This window comes from Clavibacter davisi (assembly GCF_052751415.1).
In genome coordinates this window covers 3187507-3211865 of the sequence record NZ_CP199882.1, presented here as the reverse complement: position 1 = coordinate 3211865, position 24359 = coordinate 3187507, and the positions used below count along the sequence as shown (strand labels likewise).

Here is a 24359-nt window from a genome sequence, read left to right as displayed (position 1 = left end):
GAGCGGTGGCGCTCCTCGCGGAGCGCCTCCCGATCAGATCGGGATGGCCGCCGTGAGCACGCCCACCGCGAGCATCACGAGCGACACCAGGACGGCGCGCCACAGCACCTTGCGGTGGTGGTCGCCGAGGTTCACGTCGGCCAGCGACACGAGCAGCAGGATCGCCGGCACGAGCGGGCTCTGCAGGTGCACGGGCTGCCCGGTGATGGACGCGCGGGCCATCTCCACGGGATCGATGCCGTAGTTCGCCGCGCTCTCCGCGAGCACCGGGAGCATGCCGTAGTAGAAGGCGTCGTTGCTCATGAAGAAGGTCATCGGGATGCTGAGCACGCCCGTGATGACCGCGAGGCCCGGGCCGAGCGCGTCCGGGATGATCGTGACGAGCCACGCCGACATCGCCGAGACCATGCCCGTGCCGTTGAGCACGCCGATGAGGACGCCGGCCGCGAGCACCATCGAGACGACGCCGACCACGCTGGGCGCGTGCGCGGCGATGCGCTCGCCCTGGTCCTTCAGCACCCGGAAGTTGACGATCAGGGCGATGGCGGCGCCGACCATGAAGACGTAGGCGAGGGGCAGCTGGTCCATGATCAGCAGCACGAGCACCGCGATGGTGAGCCCCAGGTTGAACCAGATGAGGCGCGGACGGAGCGTCTCGCGGTCGGGGTCGAGCATCGTCGAGCCGACCGTGGAGACCGCGGCCGTCTCGGCGCGCACGAGCGAGGGGGCGAGGGTGATGAGGCCGCCGCGCGGGGTCGCGGGGGCGCCGCGACCGGCGCGCCACCAGCCGGAACCGCCCGTGGATCCGCCGGAGCCGGCACCCGCGCCGCCGTCGAGGCCGCCCTCGGCCCGCGCCTCGCCGAGCGCCGCGAGGCGGTTGCGCTCGCGGACGCCCATGGTCCAGGCGAAGATGAAGACGAGCGCCAGGCCCACCAGGAGCGACGGGATCATCGGCACGAAGATGTCGGTCGGCGAGACCTTGAGGGCCGCCGCCGCGCGGACGGTCGGGCCGCCCCACGGGACGATGTTGAGCGTGCCGTTCGCGAGCCCGGCCGTGCAGGTGAGGACCACCGGGCTCATCCCGAGCTTGCGGTAGATGGGCAGCATGGCCGCCGTGGTGACGATGAAGGTGGTCGATCCGTCGCCGTCGAGGGAGACCGCCGCCGCGAGGATGGCCGTGCCGAGCACGATCTTCGCCGGGTCGCCGCCCGCGACGCGGAGGATGAGGCGCACCAGCGGGTCGAACAGGCCGACGTCGATCATGATGCCGAAGTAGATGATGGCGAACATCAGCAGCGCGGCCGTGGGGGCCAGGTCGCCGAGCGCCTCGATGACCATGTCGCCGATGCCGAGCCCGGCGCCCGCGAAGAGCCCGAAGATCGTCGGCACGAGGATGAGGGCGACCATGGGCGTCAGCCGCTTGGTCATGATGAGCGCCATGAAGGTGAGGACCATGGCGAAGCCCAGGAATACCAGCACGTGTGACTCCTTCGTCGGTGGGCGGACGCCCGGCTGAACACCACACGCTAGGTCGGCTTCCCCGCTTCGTCGCGCTTGTGCCGCTTCATCGCGATAGTGCACGCAAACGACGTTCTGCGCATTATGCTCACCTCGATGGATCGGGCGACGGGGCGACGACGGGCGGGGCTCGACTTCGCCCGGCGCACCCTCGTCCTCCAGCTGCTCGTCGTGCTCGTCGTCGTGGGCATCGCGACCATCGCCTACGGTCTGCTCAGCTCGTCGGAGAACCGCCAGGAGGCGCAGGCGACGGCACTCGCGATCGCGCGGACGACCGCCGAGGATCCCGCGCTCCGGGCCGCCGTCACCGCCGAGACCGCGGATCCCGCGCGACCCTCGGCCGCGGACCTCGCCGACGGGCTGGTGCAGCGGAGCTCCGAGGCGGTGCGCGAGCGGACGGGCGCGCTCTTCGTCGTGGTGACCGACGACCGCGGACTGCGGCTCGCGCACCCCGACCCGGCCGAGCTCGGGCAGCTCGTGAGCACGGATCCGGCCGTCGCGCTCGCGGGACGCGAGGAGGTCACCTGGGCGACCGGCACGCTCGGGGAGTCGGCGCGGGCGAAGGTGCCGGTGCGGGCGCTGGACGCCGAGGCGTCCGCGGGCGGTGCCTCCGGTGCGTCCGGTGCGTCCGGTGCCTCCGGTGCGTCCGCCGCCGACGGCCGCGTCGTCGGCGAGGTCAGCGTCGGCTTCGCGGCGGCGACCGTGCGCGACTCCATCGGCGTCGACGTCGCGGCCATCGCGGTGGTCGCCCTGCTCGCGCTCGGCGTCGGGGCGGTGGCCAGCGGGATCCTCTCCCGCCGTCTCGCTCGCCTCACCCTCGGCCTCCAGCCGTCCGAGCTCGCGGGCCTCGTGCAGGACCAGGCGGCCGTGCTGTCCGGGGTAGGCGAGGGCGTGCTCGGCCTCGGCCCCGACGGGCGCGTCACGGTCTGCAACCCGCGGGCCGCGGAGCTGCTCGGCCTCGAGGATCCGGTCGGCCGCACGCTCGCGGACCTCGGCGTCGCGCCGGTCCTGCGGGACGCGGTGGCCGCGGCGCGGGCCGGTCAGGGATCCACGGCCGGGTCCGCCGGCGCGCCCGACGCCGGATCCGCGTCGCTGCGCGCGGTGGTCGACGACCGGCTCCTCTTCGTCGACGTCGCCCGGGTCGCCCGCGACGGCCGCGACCTCGGCACCGTGATGGTGCTGCGCGACGAGACGGACGTCGAGGCGATGAGCCGCCGCCTCACCGCCGTCACCGCGATGTCCACGGCGCTCCGGGTGCAGCGGCACGAGTTCGCGAACCGCCTCCACGTCGTGCGCGGCCTCGTCGCGACCGGCCGGGTCGACGAGGCCGACAGCTACCTCGCGGGCGTGCTCGAGCAGGGGCCCGTGGCGTTCCCGACGGTCGACGCGGGGCTCGTCGACGAGCCGTACCTGCAGGCGTTCCTCGGCGCGAAGGCGATGGAGGCCGAGGAGCGGGGCGTGACGCTGCGGGTCGGGCCCGGCACGCTCGTCCGCGGGTTCCTGGTGCGGCCGGAGGAGGTCACGACCGTCCTCGGCAACCTCGTCGACAACGCGGTTGACGCGGCCGTACGCGGATCCCGGGCCGACCGGTGGGTGGAGGTGGAGGCGCTCGACGACGGCGCCGACCTGCACCTCGCGGTCGCCGACTCGGGCGACGGGCTCGGGTCGGCGGACGCCACGGTGATCTTCCGGCGCCGCCCCGACGACGTGGACGGGGCCGCGGAGGCGCTCGCGGCGGCCGGCGGAGCGGATCCCGCGCACGGACTCGGCTTCGGGCTGCCGCTCGTGCGCGACATCGCCCGGCGCGACGGCGGCGACGTGTGGGTCGCGGACCCGGGTGGCCCTCCGTCCGAGGCCGAGTCCGGCGCGGTGTTCTGCGCGCGCCTCGCGGGCGTGGTCGAGCCGCCCGACGCGGATCCGCCGGCCGACGATCCCCACTTCCCCGCCACCCCCGGCACCGACCCCGACACCCACACCCCCGACGGAGCCCGCGCATGACCGACGACCTCACCGTCCTCATCGTCGACGACGACTTCCGCATCGCCCGCCTGCACGAGGGCATCGTGGAGCAGGCGCCCGGGTTCCGGTCCGTCGGCACCGCGGGCAGCGTGCGGGCGGCGCTCGCCGTGCTCGACACGTCGCGCCCCGACCTCGTGCTCCTCGACGCGTACCTGCCCGACGGCAGCGGCATCGACCTGGTGCGGCGCATCGAGCCCGACGTGATCCTCGTCACGGCCGCCGACGATCCCGCCACCGTCCGCCGCGCCCTCCGCGGCGGCGCCGTCTCCTACCTCGTGAAGCCGTTCGCGCCGGAGCTGCTCACCGCGCGCCTGGCGGCCTACGCGGCCTTCCGTGCCGGGCTCGCGAGCGACCGCCCGCTCGACCAGGTCGGCATCGACCGCGCCATCCACGCCCTGCGGCCCGGCCGGGTCTCGGCGCGCGAGCGCCCGGCGACCGAGCAGGCCGTGCTCGACGCCCTCGCCGCATCCGACACGGAGCTCAGCGCCCCGGAGATCGCGGAGCGGGTGGGCGTCTCCCGCGCCACCGCGCAGCGCTACCTCGGCGCCCTCGCGCGCGACCGCGTCGTGGACGTGCAGCTCAACTACGGATCCACGGGCCGCCCGGAGCACCGCTACCGGATCCTGCGGCCGCGCGGCTGACGCGGCGGGGACGGATCAGGGGCAGACGTACATGTACGGCGTGAGGCCCGCGCCCTGGATCTCGACGAGCGTGCGGGCGAGGATCTCGAGGGTGTCCTCCACCTCGTACGAGGCCCAGTCGCCCACATGGGGGCAGACGCCCTGCCAGCGCTCCGCGAGCTCGTCGCGTCGCGCGGGCACGGCGTCGCGCAGCAGGCCGGCGAGCCCCGAGCTGAGCGGCATCACGAAGACGGCGAAGTCGTCCGTCTCCGCGATGGGCTCCTGGGTGTACGTCGGGAGCTCCGAGCCGGCGACTCCGCGGATCAGCCCCTCGAGCTCCCAGACCTCGTCGGGCATCAGGTAGCAGTCGTACCCCTCCGGCTCCCCGTCGAGCTCGAGGACGGCCGCGGCCGCCTCATCGTCTGCAGCACCGAACACGATCGTCGTCATCCCCATGCGGTCATCCTCTCGTGGCGACCGGCGGTCGTGCGAGGCGCGAGCGGATACGTAGAGAAGACGGTCTGCAGCAGCTCGCGTGGGGAGAATCAGTGGGCTGAACAGAGGCTCGTGATGTGCTCCCGAATCCGTCTCTTCGTGACACTTGTCGCGCATAAGCGACGCTACGAGGAGCATTGGCGACACTTCTGTCAGCGATGAGCTCCCTCTCGGCGCCGTCCACCGGTCACACGCGGTGCACTGCGCTTCAGCGGATCAGCTCCCGACGGCCACCGGCAGCGGGACCTCGTCGGCGGCGAGCTCCTCGCTCGTGGAGCCGAGCACCTCGCGGACGGCCTCGCGGATGATGGCGAGCCCCTCCTCGACCTGCTCGTCGGTGATGGTGAGCGCGGGCAGCACCTTCATGACCGTGCCGCCGGCGCCGCTCGTCTCCATGAGCATGCCGCGCTCGAACGCCGCGCGGCAGACGGCGCCGGCGAGGTCGCCCGAGGGGAACTCGATGCCCCGCGCGAGGCCGCGGCCGCGCACCTTCAGCGTCATCTCCGGCGCGACGGAGGCCGCGATCTCGGTGAAGACCTCATGGATCCGCTCGCCCTTGCGGAGCGTGGACGCCTCGAGCTCGCCGTCGGCCCAGTACAAGCGGATGGCCTCGGCGCCGGTGAGGAACGCGGGCGCGATGCCGCGGAACGTGCCGTTGTGCTCGCCCGGCTTCCACTGGTCGAGCTCGGGCTTGAGGAGCGTGAGGGCCATGGGCAGGCCGTAGCCGCCGATGGACTTGGAGAGCGTGACGATGTCGGGGACGATGCCCGACTCCTCGAAGCTGAAGAACCCGCCCGTGCGGCCGCAGCCCATCTGCACGTCGTCGACGATGAGCACGATGCCGTGGCGCGTGGTCAGCTCGCGCAGCTTCCGCAGCCACTCGGCCGAAGCGACGTTGATTCCGCCCTCGCCCTGCACGGTCTCGACGATGACGCCGGCGGGCGTGTCGACGCCCGAGCCCGAGTCGTCGAGGAGCTTCTCGAAGTACGCGAGGCTGTCGGTCTCGCCGCCGAGGTAGCCGTCGAACGGCACCGCGATGGCGTGGTGCAGCGGGTGGCCGGCGCCGCCGCGCTTGAGCGCGTTGCCGGTGACGGAGAGCGCGCCCTCGGTCATGCCGTGGAACGAGTTCGTGAAGTGCACGATGGTGGTGCGGCCGGTGACCTTGCGCGCGAGCTTCATGGCGGCCTCGACCGCGTTGGCGCCGCCCGGGCCGGGGAACATGATGCGGTAGTCGAGCCCGCGGGGCTGCAGGATGACGTCCTGGAACGTCTGCAGGAAGTCGCGGCGGGCCTCCGTGAACATGTCCAGGGAGTGCGTGACGCCGTCGCGGAGGATGTAGTCGACCAGCTTCTGCTTGAGCGCCGGGTTGTTATGCCCGTAGTTGAGCGCGCCCGCGCCCGCGAAGAAGTCGAGGTAGCGGTCGCCGTCGGCCGTGAACATCTCGCTGCCCACCGCGCGGTCGAACACGACCGGCCAGCCGCGGCTGTAGCTCCGGACCTCGGACTCCATCTGCTCGAAGATCGTCATGCCGTGTCGCTCCTTGATGCTCATCGGCGACCTGCGTGGACCGCCGCGCGTCGGGCGGGGCTCGTGGCTCCGGGCGACGGGGAAGACGCTGCGATGCGCAGCCCCTCCATCGTCGCACCTCCTCCCGACATCGCAGGAATCCGCGGCGTGAGGATCTCGATAGGGTCGCGACATGGCCGCATCCGGGGACGTCGATCCGCTCCGGGCCCCGGGGACCGCGATGCTCGACGTGGGCGGCCGGCAGGTGCGGCACCGCGTGACCGGCACCGGGGATCCGCTGCTCCTCCTGCACGGCATCGGCCGCAGCCTCGAGGACTGGGACGAGCAGCACGCGCGGCTCTCCGAGGGGCACGCGCTGCACAGCCTCGACCTGCCGGGCTTCGGCTGGTCGGATCCGGTCCCGGGCGCCACCACGCTCGACGCGCTGGCCGACGCGCTGCCCGCCTACCTCGACGCGGTGGGCGTGCGCGGACCTGTGACCGTCATCGGCAACTCGCTCGGCGGCGCGGTGGCCATGACCTTCGCGACCCGACACCCGGATCGCGTGCGCGCCCTCGTGCTCGCGGACAGCGCGGGCTTCGGCCGTCAGGTCACCGTGGGCCTCCGGATGCTCGCCTTCGATCCGCTCGCCACGCTGCTGCTGCGGCCCACGCCCGGCAACTCGCGGCGCTCGACCCGCACGATCTTCCACGACCCGGCGCTCACCACCGACGCGCGCGTGCGGCACGCGCAGGAGCTCTCGGCCCGCCCGGTGCACGCGGCCACGATGCTCGGCATCGCGCGCGACCTCGGTACGGTCCGCGGGGTGAGCTCGCGCTGGCGGCGCCCGCTGGTCGAGAGCGTGCGGCTGTCGGGGCTGCCGGTGCTCGCGATGTGGGGCGACCGCGATCGGATCCTCCCGCCCGCGCACCTCGCGGCCGTCGCACGCGAGCTGCCGGACGCGCGCACGCGCCTCATCCCGGACTGCGGCCACATGCCCCAGATCGAGCGGCCGGACCTGTTCGCCGGGCTGGTGGAGGACTTCCTCGCGTCGCTGCCCGAGGGTCCGGCGACGCCGCCCGAGCCCGAGCCCGAGCCCGAGCCCGAGGGCTAGGAGCGGTCGGCGTCCGCGTCGGTCGCGGCGTCGTCCATCGCGTCCTCGTCGTCCGCATCCGGCACCGCCGTGCTCGCCGCAGCAGCGGCGGCCGCATGGCGCCCCGCGGCGGACAGCACCTGGTCGTGGCGAGCGGCGAGGGCCTCGAGGCCGTCGTGGGCGGCGACGCGCACGGAGGTGTCGGGATCGGTGAGGGCGCGGCGGATGACGTCCTCGTCGGCGGGGGAGCCGACGGCGCCGAGCGCGCGCAGGGCGGCGCCGCGGACGCGGGCGTTCTCGTCGGTGACGAGCACGGTGAGCGCGCGCACGAGCGGCAGCTGCCGGGTCGCGACGACCTTCGCGCATGCCTCGCGCACGCGCCACGCGCGGTTCGTCAGGTTCTTCTCGACGACCTTCGCGGCCTCGGGGGTCCACGCGTAGAGGAGCGCGCGGGCGCCCCAGGCCTCGGGCCAGTAGAGGGGAGGGGCGCCGTTGAGGATCCCGCGGGCGTGCCGTCCGCCGACCAGCAGCAGGAAGTCGTCGCCCTCGTACAGGCCGTCGAGCAGGCCCATCGCCCGCAGGGCGACCTCCCGCTCGCTCGTGCGCGACACCGCGTCGCTCATGCGCGTCGCGAGGGAGTCCTCGCGACGGCGGGGGTCATCTCCGTCAGCCATGCGGACAACCGTATCGGCTGCGGCGCGCCCGGCCCGCCGCCGGTCGCGTACCGGGTGCCGGATCAGCCCGCCTGCGTGTTGAAGAGCAGCCCCAGCAGGTAGGTGGCCCCGGCCGCGCCGAAGCCGATGAGCAGCTGGCGGCCGGCGCGGCGGAGCGGCGGGCCGCCCGAGAGGAGGCCGGTCACCGCGCCCGTGATGGACAGCGCGATCGCGACCAGCACGCACGCGAGGGCCAGCGCCGCGATCCCCTGGAGGCCGAAGAGGTACGGCAGCACGGGGATCACGGCGCCGGACGCGAAGAAGCAGAAGCTCGACAGCGCCGCGCCCCAGGCTGTGCCGACGCTCTCGTGCTCGTCGTCGGACGCGGTGACGCCCGCGATGCTGACCGGGATCGGCCGGGTCTCGGCGGCGAGGTCGCGGAGGACCTCGTCGGCGTGCGCGAGCGCTTCCTCCTCCGTCATGCCGCGGGCGCGGTAGACGAGGGCGAGCTCGTTGGCGTCGACGTCGAGGTGGGGGAGGGCGTCGCGCGTGCCCGGATCCGGGGCCGAGGCCTCGAGCAGCTCGCGCTGGGAGCGCACGGACACGAACTCGCCCGCGCCCATCGAGAGCGCCCCGGCGAGGAGGCCCGCGAGGCCGGTCGCGAGGATCACGGCGTTCGGCACGCCCGTGGCCGTGATGCCGAGGACGAGCGCGAGGTTGCTCACGAGGCCGTCGTTCGCGCCGAAGACGGCGGCGCGGAAGGTGCCCGAGAGGCGCATCCGGCCGCGGGTCGCGAGGCCGCGCACGACCTCCTCGTGCACGCGCTCGTCGGCGGCCATCGCGTCGGTGGCGTCGGCGTCGTCCGCGTACGGCGAGCGGCTCTCGGCGCGCTGCGCGAGGGCCAGCACGAAGACGGATCCGAAGCGGCGGGCGAGCAGGCCGAGGATCCGGGTGCGGATGTCGCCGCGCACGGGCTTGCCGACGCGGTCGCCGAGCAGCTCGATCCAGTGGTCGGCGTGCCGGCCCTCCGCCTCGGCGAGGGCGAGCAGGATCTCGCGCTCCTCGCCCGTGCGGCGGCCGGCGAGGTCGCGGTAGACGGCGGCCTCGGCGCGCTCGTCGGCGAGGTACTGCCGCCAGCGGCGCACCTGCGCGGGCGTCGGATCGGGCGTGCGGGCAGGGGGCATGGCGGGCATGGGTCCTCCGGTCGGGCGACGGCCGGGACCCGGGTGGGGCGCTCCGGCCGACGCGACGGCGCGCGTGCGCCTGTCGTTCGTCTGGCCGAAGGTCTCGTCCGCCCGCCGTGCACGTGCAGGTGGCGGGTGATGCACCGGGCCCGGGGGCCAGCATGTCGACGCATCGCCGTCCGGCCCGGGGGCCGGGGGGACTACTCCCCTTCGAGAGGAGACCCTAGCGCACGGGTCGGCGGGGTCCCGGCGGAGGGCGCTGCGCGGACGGACGCCGCGGACGGCGCCTCGCGGGATCAGCGGACGGGCAGCAGCACGATCACGAGCGGCAGCACGGGGAGCGCGCACGCGACCGCGCACAGCGTCCGCAGCGCGATGCGGTGCCCGCCGCGGGGGTGGCGCATGCGGTCGGCGCGGAGGCCGGAGAGGCCGCCCCCGGGATCCAGCTTCGTGAGGGCGGCCGCGACGGTGGCGGGGCCGGACACCCGGGCGGCGTGGTCGTCGGCGATGAACTCGATCGCGATGGTGGTGGAGAGCGCCAGGCGCTGGCTCGCGGGCAGCGCCGGGAGGATCGCGCGGGACACCTGGGCGAGGCGCACGGCCAGCGCGTGCCGCTGCTCCAGGTGCGCGGTCTCGTGCTCGATGACCGCGGCGAGCTCGTCGTCGTCGAGGCGGGCGCGCGCCTCGGTGGTGAGGAGGATCACGCCGGTCGCGGGGGAGAGCGCGGCGAGCGGCACGTCGGACTCGACGATGCGCGCGTCCCGCCCGGCCACGCGGTACGGGCGCGATGCGAGCAGCAGGGTCGCGACCTCGCCGGCGCGGTGCCGGGCCTCGCGCACCACGCGTCCACCCTCCTCGACGATGCGGAACAGCAGGATCCCGAGCACGCCCGCCGCCGCGTACGCGAGCGGTACGACCACCGCGACGCGCTCCGCGCCGGCGCCCGCCTGCATCGCCATGCCCTGGTGGATGAGGAGGCCGAGCCCGGAGCCGAGGCTCAGCACGGCCGTGACGAGGAACCCGTGCCACGCGGCGAGCATCGCGACGGGCCGCTGCGCGACGAGCGGCAGCCGGCCGAGGAGGAGCGGCGCCAGCAGCGTGACCGTGACGTAGCACTCGAGCAGGAGCACCGCGCGGACCGTGTCGCTCACTCGTCGGGCTCCGATCGGGTGGGCGGACGCCGCGGGGGCGGATGCCGGATGGGCGCCTCCCGGTCGGGTGGCGGACGCGTCCGTCAGATGGTCTCGGGCAGCGCCTTCGCATTGTCGATGACCTGGCTGAGCACGGTCTTCAGGCCCTCGAGCTGCTCCTCCGTCATGGAGAGGCGGTCGCGGATGCGCTGCGGGATGGCGACGGCCTTCTCGCGGAGCTCGCGGCCCTGGTCGGTGAGGCCGATCTCGAGCACGCGCTCGTCCGTGGCCCGGCGCACGCGCCAGACGTGGCCCATGGCCTCCAGCCGCTTGAGCAGCGGCGAGAGGGTGGCGCTGTCGAGCTGGAGTTCGTGGCTCAGGTCCTTCACCGAGCGCGGCCCGCTGGCCCAGAGGGCGAGGAGCACGAGGTACTGGGGGTGGGTGAGCCCCAGCGGGTCGAGGATGGGTCGATAGAGGGCCGTCACGCTGCGCGCGGCGACGACGAGCGCGTAGCTGACCTGCTTGTCGAGCGCGAGCGGGTCCTGCAGGTCCTGCGGTGTTGACATGGTTCCTCCGCCGGTCATTCTGTCACTCCGTGTTGCTAACTCCCGGGCGAACGGGGGGTAGCGGCCGGATCTGTGGAAAGGCTCCTGCTTGTGAGGGATTCGGAGCGGGCGCCTCAGGCGGCGGGCCGCGCGACCTGGGGGACCAGGATCGCCTCGAGCTCGTCGGCCGTGTCGACCACCGCGATGGTGCCCGCGGCCTCGGCCGGGCTGCCGTAGCCCCAGCCGACCATGACCGTCGGGATCCCGTGGGCGGCCGCGCCGAGCACGTCGTGCTCGCGGTCGCCGACCATCACGACGTGGTCGAGGTCGACGCCCGCGCGCCGCAGCCGGAGCAGCGCCTCCTCGATGACGTCGGCCTTCGCGGACCGCACCTCGTCCTCGCTCGCGCCGCACACCTCGGTGAAGAGGTCGGCGAGCCCGTAGTGGTCGAGCACGCGGCGGGCCTGCGACTCGGGCTTGCTGGTGGCGAGGGAGAGCGGGATGCCGGCCGCGTGGATCGCGCGGAGCACGTCGGGCACGCCGTCGTAGACCGAGCTGTCGAAGACGCCGCCCCCCGAGTAGCCCTCGCGGTAGTGGGCGAGCGCGCGCTGCTGGGCCTCGTCGTCCATGCCCGCGAGGTCGCGGAAGGAGTCGAGGATCGGCGGGCCCACGTACTCGAGGAGCTGCGCGGGGCCGGGCACGGGCAGGCCCATGAAGACGAGCGTCTTCGCGAGCTGCGCGGTGATCCCGGGGGCCGAGTCGGTGATGGTGCCGTCGAGGTCGAACAGGACGCAGCTCCAGGGAGCGGAGGCGGATCCGGCTGTCGTGTCGGGTGCGGACGTGTCGGGTGCGGTCACCCGCCCACCCTACGAGGGTCGCGCGGACGCCCGCCGGGAGCGTCCCCTCACTGCTGGGTGAGGCCGTGCTCCGTCTTCTCCCAGTAGTGCGGGCGCGTGAGCAGCTGCCACAGGCCCTTGTAGGCGGAGATGGAGTGCAGGATCCAGTACACCGGGTTGAGCAGCGACCACAGGATGAGGTGGAACGTGCCGCGCTTGAACGGCCCCATCATCGAGACGTAGACCATGACCCCGTTGCCGACGAGGAAGTTGAACAGGCTCGTCCAGAGCGCCCACGCGGGGAAGACGGAGGCGATGACCTCGTTCGGGATCGCGAGCGACGCGATCGTCACGAGGTAGAAGGGGATGACGCCGAGGAACGTCGCCGGGGTGCCGCCGATGAGGAGCGCGAACGCGACGAAGCGCACGATGCCGACCTCGCGGATGAGGGCGACCGGGCGGCGGGCGTGCACGAGCGTGGTCTGCATGTACCCCTTGATCCACCGGGAGCGCTGGCGGATGAAGTTGGGGATGGAGGTGTTCGCCTCCTCCATGGTGGTGGAGTTGATGACGCCCACGCGGTAGCCGACGGCCGAGGCGCGGATGCCGAGGTCGGCGTCCTCGGTGACGTTGTACGGGTCCCAGCCGCCGAGCTCGACGAGCGCCGCCGTGCGGAAGTGGTTCGAGGTGCCGCCGAGCGGGATCGGCAGGTTCGAGTGGTCGAGGCCCGCGAGCATGTAGTCGAACCAGTAGGAGTACTCGAGCGTGAACATGCGGGTGAGGGCGTTCTCGCTCGCGTTGAAGTAGTTGAGGGCGGCCTGCACGCACACCATCTCGGGGCCGCCGCGCTCGAAGGCGACGAGCGCCTTCTTCAGCTGGTCGGGATCCGGCGTGTCCTCCGCGTCGTAGATGACGAGGTACTCGCCGGACGCGAGCGTGAGGCCCACGTTGCAGGCGCGCGGCTTGGTCTGCGGCTGGCCCGCGGGGATCGTGACGATGTGGAAGTGGGCGGGCGGATCCGCGTGCACGATCGCGTCGCGCGTCTCGGCGTCCTCCTCCTCGATGAGGATCAGCACCTCGAGCTTGTGCGCCGGGTAGTCGAGGCCGCCGAGGTTCTCGATGAGCTGGGCGACGATGTTCGCCTCCCGGAACACCGGGACGAGCACCGTGTAGACCGGCAGGTCGGCGTCGACGAGGCGGTGGACCTCCGCCTCGGTGACGCGGTCGACGACGTCGTAGCGCGCGCCCTGCAGCGCGACGAAGAACTTGAACGCGGTGGCCGCGAGGAACGCGAGGCTGACCACCGACAGCGCGCCGACGGCGGTCTGCCGCGGCCACACCACGGCGAGGGCGACCAGCAGGACGGCGCCCACGAGCGCGCCGGCCTTCTGTCCGCGGGAGAAGACGAGGCGCCCGGACAGCTCCGGGTTCGCGCGGAAGAGCCGGTTGGCGGCGTCGTCGGCCACGGCCTCGCCGCAGAGGCGGAGGACGGCGTCCTTCAGCTCCCACGCGTCCACGCGGGTGAGGGCGACGGGCGCGCCGAGCTCCGCGGCCAGCGCGGCCGCGAAGCCGGGATCCCGGCGCCGGTCGTCGGCGGCGACGAGCTGCCGGCCGTCGGCGAGGAGGCGGACGGGGATCCACCCCTCGGCGAGGTAGCGCTCGCGGGGGCCCTGGCGCACCGGACCCGGGTCGATGCCGTCCTGCCACGTCGGTGGAGCCGGAGTCGCGGGTGCGCTGTCCGCGGTCGTCATGTCGCGCCCGTCCGAGGGCGACGGCTGCGTCGTGGTCATGTCACGCCCATCCGAGGGCGCGGGCGAGCGCGCCCATCCAGTCGAGGACCACGGGCCGGTTGTAGGCGGCGGCCCAGGCGATGGCGATCTGCACGGCGGCGACGACGGTGATCAGCACGTCGGCCCGACGAGTGGTGGCCGCCGGCAGGATCGCCATGCCCATCATCGTCATGATGAAGAAGGTGTTGCCGGCCGAGTTGGCGGGGATGAGGCCCAGGATGTAGCCGGTCAGCAGCCCGAGGAACAGCAGCGTGGAGATGAGCACGGCACCCGGGCGGCGGACGAGCAGCGCGAGGATCCAGCCGGAGATCATGGGCGCGAGCAGCAGGAACCCGTTGAGGGTGGTGACGAGCTGCGGCACCGTGTCCCAGAGCGCCGGGTCGTAGTGGAACTGCGCCGTGAGGAACGCGAAGGGGCGGTCGAGGAACACGAGCTGGAGGAACGCGACGGTGACGAAGGCCGAGAGCGTCGGGAACAGCAGCACCAGCACGTTCGACGCGCGGGCGCCGCGCTCGCCGTGGCGGGCGAGCGAGATGAGCGGCGCGGCCAGCCCGATGACCACGATGTAGACGATGCCGCTGGCGCTGGAGAGGGCCGCGAACGCGAAGAGCAGCCCGGCCCGGAAGCCGGCCTGCGTGTTCCGGTAGGCGACGAAGCGGACCATGTTCGTCGCGCCGACCCCGAAGGCCGCGACGCCGAGGAAGGCCTCGAGGTTCGTGGTGACCATGTGGGCGAACAGCGGGTTGGCGCCGAGGGCGACCATGAACATGGCGGACTGCACGCGCGGGAAGCGGCGCTGCTGCATCGCCTGGAGCATCTGCTGGAGGAACGGGCCCGCGATGAGGGCGCCGAGGATCCCCATGCCGAGCGTGCCGCCGGGCGTGACGGCGGCGAGGATCGTGCCGACGGGCGGGTAGAGGCTGCCCACCCAGGCGGCGTCGGCCCGGGTCCAGTCGATCTGCGCGACGCGGGAGAGGAGGTCGGCGTTCACGGTGGTGGAGACGGGGCCCGTGGCCGACCCGGCGGGCGCGTGGTCGGCGAGGAGCGCGATCACGACGAAGGGGAGCGAGAAGAGCAGGCGGAGCAGCCAGCGATCGCGGAGGCGCCGGGGGAACGGGTCGATGCGGACGCGCACGGCGGTCGCTCCCGTGCCGGCACCGGCGGCCTTCGCGGCGGCGCGTGACGCGGCCACGTCCGTGGTGGTCATGGTGGTCACGGGCGCGCACCGGCGGAGGCGGATGCGGAGGCGGATGCGGACGCGCGCGCCGGGGCGCGGCGGCAGGGCGCACCGGACTGCATCAGATCCACCCCCGAGGACACGGCGGCGACGGGCCGCTCGTCGTCAGTATGCGCGGGTCGTCGGCGGCCGGAGGCGTCCGGTGGCTCCGCGGATCGTGAGCGGATAGGCGGGTCGGCGCCGCGCCTCGCGACGGTCGCCGGGGGCCCGTCGGCGGATGCGGCGGAGGCCTGTCGAGCGGCGGATCAGAACAGGCGGGAGTGCCCGTCGTCCATCCCGCGCATGGCGTCGTAGTCGAGGAGGAGGCAGCGGATGCCGCGGTCCTCGGCGAGGGTGCGGGCCTGCGGCTTGATCTCCTGCGCGGCGTAGACGCCCGTGACCGGCGCGAGGTGCGGATCCCGGTTCATCAGCTCGAGGTAGCGCGTGAGCTGCTCGACGCCGTCGATGTCGCCGCGGCGCTTGAGCTCCACCGCGACCGACTTGCCGCTCGCGTCGCGCGCGAGGATGTCGACCGGCCCGATCGCGGTCATGTACTCGCGGCGCACGAGCTCGTGGCCGTCGCCCAGCAGGTGGATCTGCTCGGCCAGCAGCTTCTGCAGGTGCGCCTCCACGCCGTCCTTCACGAGGCCCGGGTCGACGCCGAGGTCGTGCGCGGAGTCGTGCAGCACCTCGTGGATCGAGACGACGAGCATGTCGGCCGTCTTCGGCTGCACGACGCGCCAGATCTCGCGGACGCCCGCGAGCGCCTGGTCGTCGTCGGGCTCGACCTCGACGATGGAGCAGGGCGGGCTCATCCAGTTCAGCGGCTTGTAGGAGCCGCCGTCCGAGTGGACGAGGAGGCTCCCGTCGGCCTTGACCATGAGGAGGCGGGTGGCGAGGGGGAGATGCGCGCTGAGGCGGCCGGCGTAGTCGACGGAGCAGCGGGCGATGACGAGACGCACCCGGCGAGCCTAGCCGGGCGTCGGAGGGGTGCGCGTCGCGGTGGTGCCGGCCGGGTGCGTCTCAGCCCAGGAGCTCGAGGTACTGCGGCCGGCACCTCATCGCGTGGATGATCTCCTCGGTCCCGTCGTCCCACACGATCACGACGATCTCGAGGAGACGCGCCGCGGTGTCGAAGCCCACGCGGAGCTGACGCTGCGGTTCCTCGTCGTCGAGGGGACCCGAGATCAGCGGCGTCGATGCCGCGGTGACGGCGTCCTCGTCCGCCACACCGTGCTTGCGCGCGGACGGACGGACGATCACGCGGCGTGCGACCAGGCGTCGAGCGCCGCGCGGATGGCCTCGGAGCGGTTCAGCCCCTCGCGCTGCGCACGAGCCATCACGGCTTCGAGCTCCGCTTCCGTGAGTCGCACGGGGATGACCTTCGCGGCCGACTCCCCGCGGGGAGCGCGTCCCCAGCGCGCGCGGAGCGCGCCGACGTCGTATCCCGCCTCCGCCTCGTCGACCCACTCGTCGACTTGGGACTCGTCGACTTCTCGACCGTTGATGATGCGCGCCATGCGCTCATCGTAATACGGAAGTCCTCATCGGGCCACGGTCGGGGCGGCGGATCCGCGCGCGGCACGGCGGCGGCCCTGCGCGAGGAGCACGCCGAGGAGCACGAGGACCGCGCCCGCGGGCTCGTTCCAGTGCAGGGTCTCGCCGAGCACGAGGATCCCGAGCGCCACGCCGACCACGGGCGTGATGTACGTGACGGTCGAGGTGGCCGTGGGCCCCCAGGCGAGCAGCACGTTCATGTTCCAGAGGTACGCGAGGCCCGTGCCGACCACGCCGAGCGCCAGGAGGCTGAGGACGACGGGGAGGTCGAGCGCGATGGGTCCGGTCGCGAGGAAGGGGGTGGCGAGGATCATCGCGGCGGCGCCCATGCCGATCTGCATGAAGGCCGTCACGACGCCCGGGATGCCGCGGTGGGTGAGGAAGCGGCGGAGGTAGCCGAACGTGATCCCGTAGCAGAGGGCCGCGCCGAGGCACGCGAGCTGGCCCGCGAGCTCGAGGAGCGGCTGGCCGGACGCGGCGGCCTCCGCGCTGGGGGTGAGGCGCCACGGGCCGATGATCACGACGACGCCCGCGATGCCGAGCGCGATGCCCGCGAGCTGGCGGCGTCCCAGCTTCTCGACGCGGAAGGCGAGGGTGGCGAGGAGGGCGGTCATGATCGGCGTGGTCGCGTTGTAGATGCTCGCGACGCCCGACGTGACGTGCTGCTCGGCCCACGCGAACAGCGAGTAGGGGATGGCGGATCCGACGACGCCGACGACCGCGAAGTGCAGCCAGACGACGCGCTCGCGGGGGAGCGGCAGGCGGCGCCACGCGACGATGAGGCCGAGCGCGACGGCGCCGAGCACGAGCCGCGTCCACGACACCTGGCCGAAGGACACGCCTTCCAGCGCGACCTTCATGAAGAGGAAGCTCGCACCCCAGACGGTGCCCATGGCGGCGAACTGGACGGCGATGCGGCGGCCGCCGGGGAGCGCGAGCGGCGAGGCGGGGGCGGCGGATGCGGAGGGCGTCGGGGCGCCGCGGGGGGTCACGTCGTCAGCGTATCGGCGGGGTCGTGCGGCGCGAGGTCCGAGTGGTGTCGTCAGCCTGCGGGCGGGTGGTGGCCGCGGCCGGGGATCGGCCCGCGCAGGTCGCCGCCGGGCTGGGCCGAGTCGCCGTGGAAGCGCGGGATCAGGTGCACGTGCAGGTGGAAGACGGTCTGGCCGCCGGCCGCGCCCACGTTGATCCCGACGTTCCAGCCGTCCGGGTGCAGCTCGGCCTCGAGACCGTCCTTCACCTCGGTGACGAGCGCCATGATCGCGACCTGCTCCTCCGGCGTCGCCTCGAACCAGGTCGCGACCTCGCGGCGCGGGATCACGAGGCTGTGGCCGGGCGTGACGGGGTTCGCGTCGCGGACCGCGAAGGCCAGCTCGTTGGCGGCGACGTGCTCATGGGCGGACATGGCGGTGAAGGGGCTCGGCACGGGGACAGCATGCCCGGGCGGCCAGGGCCGCCGTGCTTGCATGGCCGGATGCGCCTGCACATCGACGAGACCGGCACCGGGCCCCGCGCGGCCGTCCTGCTCCACGGGCTGATGGGATCCGCGGAGAGCTGGTGGCGGATCGCGCCCCTCCTCGCCGCGCGCGGGTACCGGGTGCTCGCCGTCGACCTGCCCGGCCACGGGCTCTCCGACCGGGATCCCGAGCTGACGGTCCCGCGGGCGGCGGAGGCGGTGACGCGCGCCGTCGCGGACGCGGGCGTCGAACGACCCGCCCTCGCCATAGGGCACTCGTTCGGCGGGATCGTGCTCGGGGAGGCCTTCCCCGAGCGCCGCCCCGAGGTGGTCGTCTACGTGGACGCGCCGCTCGCGCCGGCCGGAGGCGGCGACCCCGTCGAGATCCGGGACGCCTACGAGTGCGACCGCCGGGGCCGGACGGCGGAGGCGCTGCGGATCTCGCGACCCGAGTACTCCGAGCGCGATCGCGAGGTCGAGGGCCGCGCCGCCGAGCGGTTCGACCCCGCCACGGCCGTCGCGCTCGCTGCGGTCCCGTCGTACGCATGGGCGCCGGAGCCCGGATCCATCGTCGTGCGGCCGGACCCGAGCCGCTTCGTGAGCGCCGAGGAGGCCGCGCGCCTCGCCGCGTCGGGCGTCGACGTGCGGGGCATCCCGGGCGCCGCGCACTCCGTCTGGTACAGCCACTTCGACGCCTTCACCGCGGCGCTGCCGGAGGCGTTCGGCTGATCCGGTGTCGCGTCCGGGATCGCCTGCCGCCGCCGCGGATGCGTGGGAGGCTCGGGCGATGACGACGACGCCGGCCCCCGTGCTCGCCACGGCCCGGTTCGCGCTCGAGCCGCTGGTGGTCGCGCATGCGCGGGAGATGGTCGGGGTGCTGGCGGATCCGGCGCTGTACCGCTTCACCGGGGGCGAGCCGCCGTCGCCTGCCGCGCTCGAGGTGCGGTTCGCGCGGCAGGCAGCGGGGCGCTCGCCGGACGGATCCGCGCGGTGGCTCGTGTGGATCCTCCGCGAGCGCGCGACGGGCCGCGCGGCCGGGTTCGTGCAGGCGACCGTGACGGGTGAGGGCGAGGGCACGGAGCGCGTGGCCGAGGTGGCATGGCTCGTGGGGACCGCGACGCAGGGATCCGGCGCGGCGGCCGAGTGCGCGGCGGCGATGGTGGCGTGGCTGCGGGAGGACGGCGTCGGGGTGGTGCGGGCGAACATCCACCCGGATCACGCGGCGAGCGAGGCCGTGGCGCGGCGGCTCGGGCTCGCGCCGACCGACGTGCGCGTCGACGGCGAGGTGCGCTGGGAGTCGCCGGCCGACGGGCTGACGACGGGCGAGCTGCGCGCCGGCTAGTCGCGCGCGGGCCGGACCCGCTCGGGCTCGGCGTCGGCGGTCGACGGATCCCGGAGGTCGCAGACCATCCACACGATGTCGCCGTGCTCGGCATCCGCCGTGCTCCGGCCGCTCTCCGCGAAGCCCGCCTTCTCCAGCACGCGGAGGGACGCGGCGTTCCAGCGGCGCACGGTCGACCAGAGCCGGGTGCGTCCCGTCGCGCGGGCGGCCTCGACCACGGCGCGCGCCGCCTCCGTCGCGAGCCCCGAGCCGTGCACGTCGCGCAGCAGCTCGAAGGCCATCTCGGGCTCCTCGACGGAGGCGCTCCCGACGACGAGCCCGCAGTACCCGACCGCGCCCGCCTCGTCCCGGCGTTCGACGGCGAGCAGCCCGATGCCCGTGCGGAGCGACTCCTCCTCCTGCACCGTCAGGCGGTCGCGCACCTCGTCGCGCGACGGGTGGCCCGCGGCGTCGAGGCGGCGATGCGGGGGATGGCGCGGGTCGCGCTCGACCCAGAGGCGGTGGACGAGGTCGGCGTCGGCAGGTCCCAGCGGCCGCAGCCGGAGGCGGGCGGTCTCGAGGTGCACGGGGAGCCGGGACGCGGTCATGGCCTCACGCTACGTCGGACGGATCCCAGCGTCCCGGCGTCGACGCCGAGCGGATCAGTGGACGGCCAGCTCCACCGCGAGCGCCGCCGCACCGAGCACCGCGACGCCCGCGAGCACGAGCAGCTTCACGCCGAGGCCCACGCGGAGGCGGCGGACGGCGATCAGCGTCACGAGCACCAGCGTCGCCACGAGCGCGAACGAGATGATCCGCAGGGCCGCCGCCAGGTCGAGCGCGCCGAGCGCGGACAGGCCGAGGACCGCCATCGGCACGGGCAGCACCCCGAGCGAGCTGGCGCATACGTAGAGGATGTGGCCCACGTCGCGCCGGTCCGGCACCTCGCCGTCGCGCACCATCTGCGCGATGAACTCCGCGACCGACACCGCGAGGAGCGTGCCGACGACGGTGAGCAGGAGCGTCGTGGCGGCGCCGCCCACGGTCGCGTGCTCCGCGTCGCGCCCGATCGCGATGGTGACCGCGAGCGCGGTGAACGTGACGTAGATCCGCTCCTTGAGCGCCTCGGAGCGCTGCTCGGCGTCGGGACGGCGGCGAGCGCGGGCGTCGCCGGCGGGCGGCTGGTGGGGATCGTCGGTCACGGCATCAGGCTAGGGGCGCGCCGCCGATAGCGTCGGGCCCGTGACCTCCCTCGATCCGCGCCTCGTCGCGCTGTACGACGCCGACAACCCCGACGGCCCCGACCACGACTTCGACCGGGCGCTCGCCGAGGAGGTCGGCGCGCGGTCGATCGTCGACCTCGGCTGCGGCACGGGCATGCTCACCGTCTCGCTGGCGACCGCCGGGCGCCGGGTCGTGGGGGTGGACCCGTCGGCTGCCATGCTCGACGTCGCCCGCTCCCGGCCGGGCGGCGATGCGGTCGAGTGGATCCACGGCGACAGCCGCGTCCTCCCCGCGGGCCCGTTCGACCTCGCCTTCCTGACCGGCAACGTCGTGCAGCACATCCCCGACCCCGAGTGGATCCGCACCCTCGCCGACCTCCGCCGCGCCCTCCGCCCGGGCGGCACGCTCACCTTCGAGAGCCGGAACCCGGCCGACCGCGCGTGGGAGTCGTGGGCGGGCCCGGCGACGACCCGCGACACCGCGCACGGCCCGCTCGAGGAATGGATGGAGGCCGAGGAGACGGGGCCGGGCGTCGTGCGGGTGGTCTTCCACAGCCGGTTCGTCGCGACGGGCGAGGTGGTGTCCGACGTCCAGCCCTTCGCGTTCCGCGACCGCGCGACGCTCACGGCCCAGCTCGACGACGCCGGCTTCGACGTGGATGCGGTGCACGGCGACTTCGCGCGCGGCCCGCTCACGGAGGCGTCGCGGGTGATGGTGTTCGTGGCGCGGGCGCGCTGACGGATCCCGCCCCGCCGCCGCGGCCGGGCTGCGTGGGAGCATCGGACCCATGAGCGATGCGACCGCGCCCGTCTCCCCGCCCGACCTCGAGGCGGCAGCGCGCATGTGGGGCGCGTACGCCGAGGCGCACCCCCAGGCGGTCGCGGCCGGGCCCGAGCACACGGTCGAGCACTTCGGGGACCACGCCCGGCTCGCCGACGAGCTGCTCGGGATCGTGCTGTCGGGCCGGAAGCGCGCGACCGCCGAGCTGGTCGCCGACTTCCTGGCGCGCGGCGACGAGGTGCCGCGGATCGGGTCGCACTGGATCGCCTGCGACAGCACCGGGGCGCCGCGCATCGTGATCCGCAGCACCGAGCTCCGCGTCGGCCCCTTCACGAGCGCCGACGCCGCCTTCGCGCGCGACGAGGGCGAGGACGATCTCTCCCTCGAGAGCTGGCGCACGCAGCACCGCATCTACTGGGAGCGCGTGAGCGCGGCCCGCGGCGCCGCCTGGTCGGAGGACGACGAGATCGTCTTCGAGCGCTTCGCCGTGGTGTGGCCGCCGGAGCACGCGGACCCGCTGTGACGCGCGCGGGCGTCGCGGCGACGCCGCGCGTCCGCTGAGGCGCGCCGCGGGACCTGGCCGGACCCGCCCCGACGGACGAGGATGGACGCGATGGCTGACACCTGGATCCCCACGACCACCTTCCCCGACGGCCGCACCGCCGTCGCCCTCGCGCAGGGCACCTGGAACATGGGCGACGACCGCGCCGCCCGCTCCACCGAGCTCGACGCCCTGCGCGCCGGCCTCGACGCGGGCCTCACCGCGATCGACACCGCCGAGATGTACGGCAGCGGGCGATCCGAGGAGCTCGTCGGCGAGGCGATCGCCGGCCGCCGCGACGAGGTGTTCCTCATCAGCAAGGTGCTGCCGTCGAACGCGTCGCGCCGCGGCACAGGGGAGGCGGCGCGCCGCAGCCTCGCGCGCCTCGGCACCGACCGGCTCGACCTCTACCTCCTGCACTGGCGCGGATCCCACCCGCTCGCCGACACGGTCGCCGCGATGCAGGAGCTCGTGGAGGAGGGCCTGATCCGCGCGTGGGGCGTCAGCAACCTCGACGCCCGCGCCCTCGACGAGCTCGCCGCGATCCCCGGCGGAGACGCCGTGCAGACCGACCAGGTGCTCTACAACCTCGCCCAGCGCGGACCCGAGGCCGACGTGATCCCGTGGGCTCGCGACCGCCGCATGCCCGTCATGGCGTACTCGCCGCTCGACCAGGGCCGGCTCGCGACGGATCCGACGCTCGCCGCCCTCGCGGAGCCCCTCGGCGTCAGCGCGGGCCAGCTCGCGCTCGCGTGGGTCGTCCGGCAGGCGCCGCACGTCTTCGCGACCGCCAAGGCCGCGACGGCCGCGCACGTCGCCGAGAACCGCGCGGCGCTCGACCTCGTGATCCCGGACGAGACGCTGGCAGAGCTCGACCGCGCGTTCCCGGCGCCCGCGGGCGCGGGGCCGCTCGCGATGTACTGAGGCTCATCAGGAACACATCCTGTATTGCTGCATTTGTTGCGTTTACGCATAGAATTGCAGCATGGCCACCCAGGGAACCCGGACGCTCGAGGAACTCGCCTCCGAGCAATGGGGGCTGGTGACCGCCGCGCAGGCGAGCGCGGCCGGCGTCGCGCGAAGCACGCTCACACGGCGAGAGAGTTCCGGGTCGCTGGAACGCATCCGCAATGGCGTGTACAAGGTCTCGACCTCGGCGATGGATGGGCGAGACGATCTCCGTGCTGCTTGGCTCGCCTCGACGCCCGCCGTGCCGGCGCGAGAACGTCGTCGGGATCCGGATGTCGTCGTGGGCGGTGCCGCCTCGGCGTGGGTGCATGAGATGGGTGACGTGAAACCGGCGCCCTTCACCTTCTGGACCAGGGCTCGCAAGCAGACCCGCGCTACGGACGTGCGATTCCGGGTGTCGGACCTGCCTCCCGCGGATGTGACCGTCGTCGACGGCCTCCCCGTGACGACTCGGGAGCGGACCCTCGCCGATCTGCTCGAGACGGACGGGTCGGACCTCAGCCTGGTCGCCGATGCGCTCGGCGATGCGGAACGGTCTCGCGGGGACCTCGACGTGCCGGCGTTGATCTCGCACCTCGAGCGTCGCGCTCCTCGTCTGGGTTTCGTCGACGGCGCAGCCCTGTACCGCCGACTCCGAGCGCTGTCCGGCGTCGACGGCCGTGATCCTGAGGGTCTGACGGTGCATGCCGATCTGGCTCAGCGGTTCATCCGATCCTTCGACGCGCAGCTGGAGGAGGTCCTGGCACCGCTGCGTGCTGATGAGAGGCGGATTGTCCGGGCGGCGATGCTGCCGGTCCATGATGCGATCGCCTCGATGGCCCGGGGCCTCCAACCGCTGATGTCGCGAGAGCTCCTCTCTGCGACGCCGGCTGCGCTGGCGGGGACGACCGCCCCGACATTCCCTCGCTCCACGATCGATGAGCTGGTGCATGATGCCCTGCGCGCTGCGACGAGGTCTGCGCTCGAAGAGGAGGGCGGCAGGACGGAGGGGGCCACATCATCGTGACAGCAGATGACGCATATCGGCGCCCGGCGGACACCATGCGCGCCATCTCGGCGGCTGCACGGCGTGCGGCTCCCGCGCTCGGCGTCTCCGTCTCCGATCTGAGGACCTACCTGGTCTTCGACCGGTTCCTCGGTCGAGTTTTCGCGCGCGCCGATCCGGCGTTCATGTTGAAGGGCGGCACGCGGATGCTGGCCTTCATCCCGGCCGGTCGCGCCACCGTGGACATCGATCTGGAGAGCGGGCGGATGGGCCTGGAGGCTGCCGTCGCGCACCTCGCCGAACTCGTTGCGGTCGACATCGGGGATCGGCTCTCCTTTCGCCTGATGAGGCGCGTCGACGGAGACAGGGGAGACCAGCCCGCGCTCGCCGTCACTTCGCTGCGGTTCGAGTTGGACGAGGTCCCAGGACTCGCGATCAAGGTCGACCTCGCCGTCCACGAGCGCATCGGGGTGTCGGTGATCAGAGCTGCGCCACGTTTCCGGGTGCCGCTCGGCAAGCCGGTTCCCGTCGTCGACTACGCGATGATCTCCGTCGAGCAGCAGATCGCGGACAAGGCCGCCGCGATGATGGAGCGGGACCACGCAGGCGGAGATGGACGCTCCTCCCGAGCGAAGGACCTGGTCGATCTCGCGCTCATCGCGATGCACCTTCCCTGCGATGGGCTTCTCCTGCGCGAGGCGACGGAGCAGCAGATCCGGGAGCGCCGTCTCGAGCCGTTCCTCGCCGTGGACGCCTCGCCGGAGATCCAGCGGGGCTTCGCACGAGTCGCGCGAGGCCTCAGCGGCTTCGGGCTGGGCTGGCGTGCGGCGGAGGAGCTCGTCAACATGATGCTCGCACCGGCACTCCGGGGTGAGGCGCAGGGGACGTGGGTCCCGGATGACCGCGCGTGGAGGTCGCTTTGAC

At 73.7% G+C, this 24359-nt stretch carries 27 protein-coding genes; 10 read left to right on the top strand and 17 right to left on the bottom strand.

Annotated features, from left to right (window positions below):
• Positions 1 to 33 precede the first annotated feature (33 nt).
• Positions 34 to 1455, bottom strand: a complete 1422-nt coding sequence (locus ACU4ZT_RS15315) for a CitMHS family transporter (RefSeq protein WP_254654484.1) — start codon at positions 1453 to 1455, stop codon at positions 34 to 36.
• A 159-nt stretch (positions 1456 to 1614) separates the two neighbouring features.
• On the opposite strand from ACU4ZT_RS15315, the gene ACU4ZT_RS15310 reads away from it, so the two are divergent.
• On the top strand, positions 1615 to 3516 hold the full coding sequence (locus tag ACU4ZT_RS15310; protein WP_445337506.1) for a sensor histidine kinase: 1902 nt from the start codon (positions 1615 to 1617) through the stop codon (positions 3514 to 3516).
• Entirely contained in the window at positions 3513 to 4178 is a 666-nt protein-coding gene (locus tag ACU4ZT_RS15305; protein ID WP_414763881.1) for a response regulator transcription factor, read from the top strand. The genes ACU4ZT_RS15310 and ACU4ZT_RS15305 overlap by 4 nt, the downstream gene beginning before the upstream one ends.
• A 15-nt stretch (positions 4179 to 4193) precedes the next feature.
• Here ACU4ZT_RS15305 and ACU4ZT_RS15300 read toward each other — a convergent pair whose 3' ends face one another.
• Positions 4194 to 4613 (bottom strand): hypothetical protein, encoded by a 420-nt coding sequence (locus ACU4ZT_RS15300; RefSeq protein ID WP_063071003.1) that lies wholly within the window; start codon positions 4611 to 4613, stop codon positions 4194 to 4196.
• A gap of 255 nt (positions 4614 to 4868) precedes the next feature.
• On the bottom strand, positions 4869 to 6203 hold the full coding sequence (gene ectB / locus ACU4ZT_RS15295; protein WP_445337505.1) for a diaminobutyrate--2-oxoglutarate transaminase: 1335 nt from the start codon (positions 6201 to 6203) through the stop codon (positions 4869 to 4871).
• 148 nt (positions 6204 to 6351) lie between these two features.
• Between ectB and ACU4ZT_RS15290 the strand changes: the two genes are divergently transcribed.
• On the top strand, positions 6352 to 7272 hold the full coding sequence (locus ACU4ZT_RS15290) for an alpha/beta fold hydrolase (RefSeq protein ID WP_445337504.1): 921 nt from the start codon (positions 6352 to 6354) through the stop codon (positions 7270 to 7272).
• Here ACU4ZT_RS15290 and ACU4ZT_RS15285 read toward each other — a convergent pair.
• The 12 genes from ACU4ZT_RS15285 to ACU4ZT_RS15230 form a co-directional block, all read right to left on the bottom strand.
• On the bottom strand, positions 7269 to 7925 hold the full coding sequence (locus tag ACU4ZT_RS15285) for a HEAT repeat domain-containing protein (RefSeq protein WP_445337503.1): 657 nt from the start codon (positions 7923 to 7925) through the stop codon (positions 7269 to 7271). The two genes, ACU4ZT_RS15290 and ACU4ZT_RS15285, sit on opposite strands and share 4 nt — an antisense overlap.
• A 62-nt stretch (positions 7926 to 7987) precedes the next feature.
• Positions 7988 to 9097: a VIT1/CCC1 transporter family protein gene (locus ACU4ZT_RS15280; protein WP_063071006.1), complete on the bottom strand. Its 1110-nt coding sequence runs from the start codon at positions 9095 to 9097 to the stop codon at positions 7988 to 7990.
• A gap of 287 nt (positions 9098 to 9384) precedes the next feature.
• A complete protein-coding gene (locus ACU4ZT_RS15275; protein ID WP_063071007.1) occupies positions 9385 to 10239 on the bottom strand; it encodes a M56 family metallopeptidase in 855 nt (284 codons plus the stop codon).
• Between the two features lie 83 nt (positions 10240 to 10322).
• Positions 10323 to 10784, bottom strand: a complete 462-nt coding sequence (locus ACU4ZT_RS15270; RefSeq protein WP_063071008.1) for a MarR family winged helix-turn-helix transcriptional regulator — start codon at positions 10782 to 10784, stop codon at positions 10323 to 10325.
• Positions 10785 to 10897: 113 nt separating this feature from the next.
• The gene (locus ACU4ZT_RS15265; protein ID WP_063071009.1) at positions 10898 to 11620 is read right to left on the bottom strand and encodes an HAD family hydrolase; all 723 of its coding nucleotides are present in this window, start codon (positions 11618 to 11620) and stop codon (positions 10898 to 10900) included.
• 47 nt (positions 11621 to 11667) lie between these two features.
• The gene (locus ACU4ZT_RS15260) at positions 11668 to 13389 is read right to left on the bottom strand and encodes a glycosyltransferase family 2 protein (protein WP_445337502.1); all 1722 of its coding nucleotides are present in this window, start codon (positions 13387 to 13389) and stop codon (positions 11668 to 11670) included.
• 1 nt (position 13390) lies between these two features.
• Positions 13391 to 14596 carry a hypothetical protein gene (locus tag ACU4ZT_RS15255; RefSeq protein WP_445337501.1) on the bottom strand — a complete coding sequence of 402 codons (1206 nt, stop codon included), beginning with the start codon at positions 14594 to 14596 and terminating at the stop codon, positions 13391 to 13393.
• 275 nt (positions 14597 to 14871) lie between these two features.
• Positions 14872 to 15567, bottom strand: a complete 696-nt coding sequence (gene nucS, locus ACU4ZT_RS15250) for an endonuclease NucS (RefSeq protein WP_012039553.1) — start codon at positions 15565 to 15567, stop codon at positions 14872 to 14874.
• A 61-nt stretch (positions 15568 to 15628) separates the two neighbouring features.
• Positions 15629 to 15868: a hypothetical protein gene (locus tag ACU4ZT_RS15245; RefSeq protein ID WP_175345465.1), complete on the bottom strand. Its 240-nt coding sequence runs from the start codon at positions 15866 to 15868 to the stop codon at positions 15629 to 15631.
• Positions 15865 to 16125 (bottom strand): ribbon-helix-helix protein, CopG family, encoded by a 261-nt coding sequence (locus ACU4ZT_RS15240; RefSeq protein ID WP_063071011.1) that lies wholly within the window; start codon positions 16123 to 16125, stop codon positions 15865 to 15867. The genes ACU4ZT_RS15245 and ACU4ZT_RS15240 overlap by 4 nt, the downstream gene beginning before the upstream one ends.
• 24 nt (positions 16126 to 16149) lie before the next feature.
• Positions 16150 to 17055 (bottom strand): DMT family transporter, encoded by a 906-nt coding sequence (locus ACU4ZT_RS15235; protein WP_445338671.1) that lies wholly within the window; start codon positions 17053 to 17055, stop codon positions 16150 to 16152.
• Between the two features lie 149 nt (positions 17056 to 17204).
• Positions 17205 to 17585 (bottom strand): HIT family protein, encoded by a 381-nt coding sequence (locus tag ACU4ZT_RS15230; RefSeq protein WP_254654480.1) that lies wholly within the window; start codon positions 17583 to 17585, stop codon positions 17205 to 17207.
• 48 nt (positions 17586 to 17633) lie between these two features.
• Here ACU4ZT_RS15230 and ACU4ZT_RS15225 point away from each other — a divergent pair, with 48 nt between their 5' ends.
• Together ACU4ZT_RS15225 and ACU4ZT_RS15220 are read left to right on the top strand one after the other, a co-directional pair.
• Positions 17634 to 18344: an alpha/beta fold hydrolase gene (locus tag ACU4ZT_RS15225; protein WP_445337500.1), complete on the top strand. Its 711-nt coding sequence runs from the start codon at positions 17634 to 17636 to the stop codon at positions 18342 to 18344.
• 58 nt (positions 18345 to 18402) lie between these two features.
• Positions 18403 to 18957 carry a GNAT family N-acetyltransferase gene (locus ACU4ZT_RS15220; protein WP_270981849.1) on the top strand — a complete coding sequence of 185 codons (555 nt, stop codon included), beginning with the start codon at positions 18403 to 18405 and terminating at the stop codon, positions 18955 to 18957.
• On the opposite strand, the gene ACU4ZT_RS15215 is transcribed toward ACU4ZT_RS15220, so the two are convergent.
• Both ACU4ZT_RS15215 and ACU4ZT_RS15210 read right to left on the bottom strand, forming a co-directional pair.
• On the bottom strand, positions 18954 to 19544 hold the full coding sequence (locus ACU4ZT_RS15215; protein ID WP_445337499.1) for a GNAT family N-acetyltransferase: 591 nt from the start codon (positions 19542 to 19544) through the stop codon (positions 18954 to 18956). The genes ACU4ZT_RS15220 and ACU4ZT_RS15215 overlap by 4 nt on opposite strands.
• Before the next feature lie 54 nt (positions 19545 to 19598).
• Positions 19599 to 20138 carry a hypothetical protein gene (locus tag ACU4ZT_RS15210; protein WP_445337498.1) on the bottom strand — a complete coding sequence of 180 codons (540 nt, stop codon included), beginning with the start codon at positions 20136 to 20138 and terminating at the stop codon, positions 19599 to 19601.
• 40 nt (positions 20139 to 20178) lie between these two features.
• Between ACU4ZT_RS15210 and ACU4ZT_RS15205 the strand changes: the two genes are divergently transcribed.
• From ACU4ZT_RS15205 to ACU4ZT_RS15185, 5 genes are all read left to right on the top strand, one after another.
• Positions 20179 to 20898: a class I SAM-dependent methyltransferase gene (locus ACU4ZT_RS15205; RefSeq protein ID WP_445337497.1), complete on the top strand. Its 720-nt coding sequence runs from the start codon at positions 20179 to 20181 to the stop codon at positions 20896 to 20898.
• Between the two features lie 49 nt (positions 20899 to 20947).
• On the top strand, positions 20948 to 21463 hold the full coding sequence (locus ACU4ZT_RS15200) for an ASCH domain-containing protein (protein WP_270981853.1): 516 nt from the start codon (positions 20948 to 20950) through the stop codon (positions 21461 to 21463).
• Between the two features lie 81 nt (positions 21464 to 21544).
• Positions 21545 to 22405 (top strand): aldo/keto reductase, encoded by an 861-nt coding sequence (locus tag ACU4ZT_RS15195; RefSeq protein WP_270981855.1) that lies wholly within the window; start codon positions 21545 to 21547, stop codon positions 22403 to 22405.
• Positions 22406 to 22466: 61 nt separating this feature from the next.
• Positions 22467 to 23456, top strand: a complete 990-nt coding sequence (locus ACU4ZT_RS15190; protein ID WP_445337496.1) for a type IV toxin-antitoxin system AbiEi family antitoxin domain-containing protein — start codon at positions 22467 to 22469, stop codon at positions 23454 to 23456.
• Positions 23457 to 23491: 35 nt separating this feature from the next.
• The gene (locus ACU4ZT_RS15185) at positions 23492 to 24358 is read left to right on the top strand and encodes a nucleotidyl transferase AbiEii/AbiGii toxin family protein (protein ID WP_414763888.1); all 867 of its coding nucleotides are present in this window, start codon (positions 23492 to 23494) and stop codon (positions 24356 to 24358) included.
• Position 24359: the final 1 nt, after the last annotated feature.

What these genes read in the sequence shown, in the direction of transcription:
- ACU4ZT_RS15215 (WP_445337499.1), bottom strand. Translation starts at nt 19,544, where the DNA reads ATGACCGCGTCCCGGCTCCCCGTGCACCTCGAGACCGCCCGCCTCCGG.
- ACU4ZT_RS15300 (WP_063071003.1), bottom strand. Translation starts at nt 4,613, where the DNA reads ATGGGGATGACGACGATCGTGTTCGGTGCTGCAGACGATGAGGCGGCC.
- ACU4ZT_RS15220 (WP_270981849.1), top strand. Translation starts at nt 18,403, where the DNA reads ATGACGACGACGCCGGCCCCCGTGCTCGCCACGGCCCGGTTCGCGCTC.
- ACU4ZT_RS15240 (WP_063071011.1), bottom strand. Translation starts at nt 16,125, where the DNA reads ATGGCGCGCATCATCAACGGTCGAGAAGTCGACGAGTCCCAAGTCGAC.
- ACU4ZT_RS15200 (WP_270981853.1), top strand. Translation starts at nt 20,948, where the DNA reads ATGAGCGATGCGACCGCGCCCGTCTCCCCGCCCGACCTCGAGGCGGCA.
- ACU4ZT_RS15290 (WP_445337504.1), top strand. Translation starts at nt 6,352, where the DNA reads ATGGCCGCATCCGGGGACGTCGATCCGCTCCGGGCCCCGGGGACCGCG.
- ACU4ZT_RS15255 (WP_445337501.1), bottom strand. Translation starts at nt 14,596, where the DNA reads ATGACCACCACGGACGTGGCCGCGTCACGCGCCGCCGCGAAGGCCGCC.
- ectB (WP_445337505.1), bottom strand. Translation starts at nt 6,203, where the DNA reads ATGAGCATCAAGGAGCGACACGGCATGACGATCTTCGAGCAGATGGAG.
- ACU4ZT_RS15235 (WP_445338671.1), bottom strand. Translation starts at nt 17,055, where the DNA reads ATGGGCACCGTCTGGGGTGCGAGCTTCCTCTTCATGAAGGTCGCGCTG.
- ACU4ZT_RS15270 (WP_063071008.1), bottom strand. Translation starts at nt 10,784, where the DNA reads ATGTCAACACCGCAGGACCTGCAGGACCCGCTCGCGCTCGACAAGCAG.
- ACU4ZT_RS15310 (WP_445337506.1), top strand. Translation starts at nt 1,615, where the DNA reads ATGGATCGGGCGACGGGGCGACGACGGGCGGGGCTCGACTTCGCCCGG.
- ACU4ZT_RS15315 (WP_254654484.1), bottom strand. Translation starts at nt 1,455, where the DNA reads ATGGTCCTCACCTTCATGGCGCTCATCATGACCAAGCGGCTGACGCCC.
- ACU4ZT_RS15285 (WP_445337503.1), bottom strand. Translation starts at nt 7,925, where the DNA reads ATGGCTGACGGAGATGACCCCCGCCGTCGCGAGGACTCCCTCGCGACG.
- ACU4ZT_RS15195 (WP_270981855.1), top strand. Translation starts at nt 21,545, where the DNA reads ATGGACGCGATGGCTGACACCTGGATCCCCACGACCACCTTCCCCGAC.
- ACU4ZT_RS15190 (WP_445337496.1), top strand. Translation starts at nt 22,467, where the DNA reads ATGGCCACCCAGGGAACCCGGACGCTCGAGGAACTCGCCTCCGAGCAA.
- ACU4ZT_RS15280 (WP_063071006.1), bottom strand. Translation starts at nt 9,097, where the DNA reads ATGCCCGCCATGCCCCCTGCCCGCACGCCCGATCCGACGCCCGCGCAG.
- ACU4ZT_RS15305 (WP_414763881.1), top strand. Translation starts at nt 3,513, where the DNA reads ATGACCGACGACCTCACCGTCCTCATCGTCGACGACGACTTCCGCATC.
- ACU4ZT_RS15225 (WP_445337500.1), top strand. Translation starts at nt 17,634, where the DNA reads ATGCGCCTGCACATCGACGAGACCGGCACCGGGCCCCGCGCGGCCGTC.
- ACU4ZT_RS15185 (WP_414763888.1), top strand. Translation starts at nt 23,492, where the DNA reads ATGCGCGCCATCTCGGCGGCTGCACGGCGTGCGGCTCCCGCGCTCGGC.
- ACU4ZT_RS15260 (WP_445337502.1), bottom strand. Translation starts at nt 13,389, where the DNA reads ATGACCACGACGCAGCCGTCGCCCTCGGACGGGCGCGACATGACGACC.